This is a genomic window from Micromonospora maritima, assembly GCF_902825405.1.
GTDB lineage: Bacteria > Actinomycetota > Actinomycetes > Mycobacteriales > Micromonosporaceae > Micromonospora > Micromonospora maritima.
The window spans coordinates 1-3,153 of the sequence record NZ_CADEAU010000576.1 but is presented as its reverse complement, the minus strand read 5'-3'; the positions used below and the strand labels follow the sequence as shown (position 1 = coordinate 3,153).

General features: G+C 74.0%; 4 protein-coding genes. 3 read left to right on the top strand and 1 reads right to left on the bottom strand.

What is annotated here, in order from left to right; genetic code table 11:
• The 3 genes from HUW36_RS29315 to HUW36_RS29305 all read left to right on the top strand — a co-directional run.
• On the top strand, nt 1-564 hold a 564-nt coding region (locus HUW36_RS29315; RefSeq protein WP_174531078.1), incomplete at its 5' end, for a hypothetical protein.
• Nucleotides 565-597: 33 nt separating this feature from the next.
• The gene (locus HUW36_RS29310; protein ID WP_246248384.1) at nt 598-1,134 is read left to right on the top strand and encodes a hypothetical protein; all 537 of its coding nucleotides are present in this window, start codon (nt 598-600) and stop codon (nt 1,132-1,134) included.
• A gap of 39 nt (nt 1,135-1,173) precedes the next feature.
• Nucleotides 1,174-1,734 (top strand): DUF5872 domain-containing protein, encoded by a 561-nt coding sequence (locus HUW36_RS29305; protein WP_174531077.1) that lies wholly within the window; start codon nt 1,174-1,176, stop codon nt 1,732-1,734.
• Between the two features lie 48 nt (nt 1,735-1,782).
• Here the strand turns inward: HUW36_RS29305 and HUW36_RS29300 are convergent.
• Nucleotides 1,783-3,153: glycoside hydrolase family 10 protein (locus tag HUW36_RS29300; RefSeq protein ID WP_174531076.1), on the bottom strand; the 1,371-nt coding region annotated here is incomplete at its 5' end.

Sequence of the window (3,153 nt, the reverse complement as noted above, 5' to 3'; positions counted from 1 at the left end):
CTGGTGGTGGCGCTGCCGCCGGGCCGGGCCGCCCTGGCCGACGCGGTGGCCGCGCTGCTGCGCTTCTCCGGCGTGGTCGTCGACACCTCGTCCGGGACACCGTCGCCCGGTGGCACCCCGTCGCCGCTGCCCGGGCAGCGTCCGGTCACGCTTGTCGAGGCGCAGCGGCAGGTCCGCTTCCCGATCCGGGTGCCGGCCCGGCTCGGCGCACCGGAGCGGGTGCTGGTGGCCGACCCGGACGACACCGGCGGCCACCGGGTCGCGAGTCTGCTCTACCGCGGCGGCGCGGTGCGGCTGGACGCCTTCGACGGCTCGCTCGACCCGGTGTTCCACAAGCGGGCGGCCGGGGCGGACGTCACGTTCACCCGGGTGGACGGCGACTTCGCGATCTGGGTCGGCGGTCCGCACGCGCTCGCGTACGTGGATCGGGGCGGGACGGTGCGGGTGGCCACCGCGCGCCTGTCCGCCGCGACCCTGATCTGGCAGGAGGGCGGGGTCAGCTACCGACTGGAGGGTGACCTCGGCCGGGACGAGGCGATCGAGATCGCCGGCTCGCTGGGCTGAGCCGGGAACCTCCGGGACGCGGCAGGTGTCCCGATGACGAGGTTCGTCGTCGATCGGGGGTGCGGGATGTCTCGTCCGGGCCGGGTCGTTCTGGTGTCGGTGGTGGCGCTGGCCGGCTGCACGGGCGCGGGGCCACCGGCCCCGCGACCGGACGTCGCCTCGTCCGCGTCGACGGACTGTCTCTCCCGGGTGGCGACCGGTCCGCTGCCGGAGTGGGCGGACGCCGGCTTCCACGGGGACACCTGGGTGCCGCACGTGCTCGGTGCGCGGGGCGACATCGTCGCGATCCTGTTCGGGCACCCGCTGACCCACGGCCGGCGCGAGGGGCCGGCCAACAAGGTCCTCTGGGTGGCGCGCCCGGCGCCGGGCGCGACCGACCCGGCGGCGTCCGCCGCCCTGGTGATCACCGCGACGCCCGACGGCACCGACACCCCGGTCACCCGGGAGGTGGCCGGCGGGCCCGGACCGTCCATCCTCGACCTGCCGGCCCCCGGATGCTGGCACCTGCGGTTGGAGTGGTCCGGCCGGGTCGACACCCTGGACCTCACCTATCGCTCCGGTGCCGGCTGAACCGGGCATGGCCGCGCCCGGTGCGGGTAACGCCTGGGCATGGCGAAGTACACCAGGCCCGAGCTGCGGGAGCGGCTCAAGGAGGAGATCAAGGCCTCGGACAAGGGCGGGCGGCCGGGGCAGTGGTCCGCCCGCAAGTCGCAGCTGCTGACGAACGAGTACAAGAAGCGCGGCGGGGGCTTCGAGGGTCCCAAGGACGAGCGGCAGCGCTCCCTGCAACGCTGGGGCGGCGAGCAGTGGCAGACCCGGTCGGGGGACACCCGCGCCCGCAAGGACGGCGAAACCGGCCGTTACCTGCCCAAACAGGCCTGGGAGGAGCTGTCGGAGAAGGAGCGCCGGGCGACCGACGTCCGTAAGCGGCGCGCGTCGCGCTCCGGCCGGCAGTACGTGCCGAACACCGGGCCGGCGAAGCGGGCCCGCCGGGACGCGACAGCGGCGGAGCAGGTGAACGAGCTGCCGGTGGCCGAGGCGGTCAAGCTCGTGCGGGACCTCGACACCCGTCAGCTGAACGCCGCGCTGCGTCGGGAACGCGGGGGCAAGGCCCGCAAGACGCTGATCGGACGCCTGGAGTCGGAACTCGGCCGGCGCCGCGCGGCGTGAGGACGACGGCGTGGCCCGGCGCGGCCTCCCCGCGCCGGGCCACCTCGGTCAGCCGGCCGCGCAGGTGGGCGTGCCGGCGGGGGCCGTGCCGGTCCCCTGGAAACCGAACTCGGTGCTGCCGCCGGCACCGACCTGGCCGTTGTAGTTGACGTTGCGGAAGGTCACCGCGCCGCCGGCGCCGCTGGCCTGGGCGCTCCACGTGTTGGTGACCGCCGAGCCGGAGGGCACGGTGAGCGTCACCGTCCAGCCGTTGAGCGGGGTGGCGCCGGCGGTGACGCGGACGGTGGTGACGAACCCGCCCGGCCACTGGTTGGTGGTGAGCGACGCGCTGCACCCGCCGCCGGTGGGCGGGGGAGTCGTGGGCGGCGCGGTGGTGGGCGGCGTGGTCGTCGGCGGAGTCGTGGTCGGGGGCGTGGTGGTCGGGGGCGTGGTGGTCGGCGGCGGCGTGCCGCCGGCGTTGAGCGCGTCGAGCGCGGCGGTGTAGGCCGCCTTCTTGTTGCCGTTGCCGTCGAAGAGCAGCGGGGTGCCGCCGGCCCGCCACGAGTCGCTGTCCCGGATCCCCCAGACGGTGATGCCGGTGCACCGCGACACGGCCAGGCAGTCCTTGACCACGTTGGCGTACGTGGTGGCCTGGGCGCTGCCCGAACCCTCGATGTCGAGTTCGGTGATCTGCACGTCGACGCCGAGGGCGGCGAAGTTCTGCAACGTGGTGCGGTAGTTGCTCGGGTACGGCGAGCCGCTGTTGAAGTGTGACTGCAGGCCGACGCAGTCGATCGGCACGCCCCGGGCCTTGAAGTCCTTGACCAGGTTGTAGACGCCCTGGGTCTTGGCCCAGGTCCAGTTGTCGGTGTTGTAGTCGTTGTAGCAGAGCTTGGCGCCCGGGTCGGCGGCCCGCGCGGTGCGGAACGCCACCTCGATCCAGTCGTTGCCGGTGCGCTGGAGGTTGGAGTCGCGGCGGCCGCCGTTGCCGTCGTCGAACGCCTCGTTGACCACGTCCCAGGCGTAGATCTTGCCCTTGTAGTGCGTGGCGACCTGGGTGATGTGGTTGACCATCGCCTGGCGCAGCGCGCTGCCGGACAGGTTCTGCGCCCAACCCGGCTGCTGCGAGTGCCAGGCCAGTGCGTGGCCGCGTACCCGCATGCCGTTGGCCTGGGCGTGGGCGACGATCCGGTCGGCGTTGGTGTAGGTGAACTGGCCCTGGGACGGCTCGGTGGCGTCCCACTTCATCTCGTTCTCGGGGGTGACCATGGTGAACTCGCGGTTCAGGATGCCGACGTACGTGGCGTCCGACAGCTTGTTCGCGGCCACCGCGGTGCCGAAGTAGCGACCCTGCTCCGCCGCCGCCGCGCCCAGCGTGGTCCCGGCGCTGGCGCTGGTCGCCACCGCGACCGTGGCCGCGACCAGCGCGGCGCCGACGGC